Raw genomic sequence first — 1612 nt, forward strand, 5'->3', positions numbered from 1 at the left:
CCCGCGCAGTGCGGAACTGGTTAGCCGAGCGCCAGGAGCAGATTGAGGTCTTCTCCTTGCCCTCCTACAGCCCCGAGTTGAACCCGGATGAGGGCCTGAACGCCGACCTGAAGCAAGCCGTGACCCGCAAGCCGCCCGCCCGCAGCAAGCACGAACTCAAACGAACCGTCATCAGCCATATGCGCCGGCTGACAAAGCTGCCCGAGCGGATCCGAAGCTACTTCGGGCATCAGCCATTCCGCTATGCCGCGTAGTTCAAGTTCTCCCAAGCCGGATCAATAATGCAACAAACCCCTCCAGTGGAAAAACATCCTCACGCCAGCTTGCCTTTGTAGAGAAATAGGCTCCTCTAGAAAGGATCTCGCGCATGCGTCCTGCCTTGCCTGAGCGTCGATCAGCAGAACGCTTCCCGACAGCCCTGGACGGGTGGTTCGCCAGCGAGACCACCGGAACTCCGACGGCATGCGGGGTCTGGGATCTGTCCGCGACTGGGGTGCGGCTTGTCATTCCCTCTCTGGCCGACGTGCCTCTAGAGTTCGCGTTGACGATCCCGGATGCGCGAACCGTGGCCAGGGTCCGTCTGGCTTGGACCAGTGGAAGTTATTATGGAGCGCAGTTTATAGGGGAGCCAATCGCTTAAGCCAGCCCCCTTGGCCATACCCCCGGCATCATTTGCTATGACAAGTAGCCCATGTTGCGGTGAGAGGTCTTCGTGCTTGCGCCATGTGGAACTGCTGCTGCCTAGCGCCTACGCTTAAGGCAGTTTCTAAGAGCTGAGATGGCCGTGAACAGGAGGGCGCCGCCGGCAACTCCTGCAACCATCTCGCCAATGACATAAGCGTAGATGATATCCGGGGAGTTGTTGGAGATGGCGTGATAGACCTGGTGGAGGGCGGCGATAGCTATGCCTGCCAAGCCACCATTGATGGCGCTGCTCCTGCGGCTCCATCTCGGGTTCGGCTCAAAGGACCTCTTCAAGACGCCTACTCTCATGATTTGAGGTAGATGAGCGCGAAGACGCTCGGCCCACATGTGCTTTGAGAACAGGTGAGGCGGTGAACCTGACGGATAGGCGCGGCTCGATTGGGACCTCGATCCCAGTCTTCGGATTGCGCCCAACGCGCTTGCGCTTGCGCTTGGGGCGTACTGTGAAGATCCCGAACGAGGACAGCTTCACGGGTTCACCCGCTTCGAGCGTGGTGCAAATCGTCTCAAGAACCTGATGAACCAGCTCTGCGGCGTGATCCTTCGTGACAGGAGCCTGTTGGTACACAGCCTCCATGAGATCCACCCGCCTTACGGTTTTGCCTGCCATCCCGCATCTCCACTCATGGCAAAGAAGTGGGCTGCCGTTGCCAGCAGCCCGAGTTTGGGAGGAACGCCTGTCCTCAGAGTAAACCCCATCACAGGGTAGGTGTGATGGACGCAAGCCCGTTAGCACTGGATGGGCGAGTTTGAAATCGTCTGTCGCTTGTGTAATCGATTGCGTATGAATATTTCAAGTGCGCAGCAACGAGTGTGTGGCGGCGAGGGCACGGGTTTGTCACGTTAACCCGAGCACGGTGACAAGGCGTGTAGACGGGTTGGCATGACCAAACCCGTTATCTACAAG

General features: G+C 58.6%; 3 protein-coding genes. 2 read left to right on the forward strand and 1 reads right to left on the reverse strand.

Going from position 1 to position 1612, the window contains the following annotated elements:
* Together JKL45_RS29495 and JKL45_RS31040 are read left to right on the forward strand one after the other, a co-directional pair.
* The coding region (locus tag JKL45_RS29495) for a transposase (RefSeq protein WP_201865315.1) at positions 1 to 254 on the forward strand (254 nt) is incomplete at its 5' end.
* 113 nt (positions 255 to 367) lie between these two features.
* Positions 368 to 640 (forward strand): PilZ domain-containing protein, encoded by a 273-nt coding sequence (locus JKL45_RS31040; RefSeq protein ID WP_201865317.1) that lies wholly within the window; start codon positions 368 to 370, stop codon positions 638 to 640.
* A gap of 321 nt (positions 641 to 961) precedes the next feature.
* Here the strand turns inward: JKL45_RS31040 and JKL45_RS29505 are convergent, their stop codons facing one another.
* Complete coding sequence (locus JKL45_RS29505; RefSeq protein WP_201865319.1) at positions 962 to 1315, reverse strand: integration host factor subunit alpha; 354 nt, start codon at positions 1313 to 1315, stop codon at positions 962 to 964.
* Between the last annotated feature and the right edge of the window lie 297 nt (positions 1316 to 1612).

This window comes from Microvirga soli, from assembly GCF_016734765.1.
Lineage (GTDB): Bacteria > Pseudomonadota > Alphaproteobacteria > Rhizobiales > Beijerinckiaceae > Microvirga > Microvirga soli.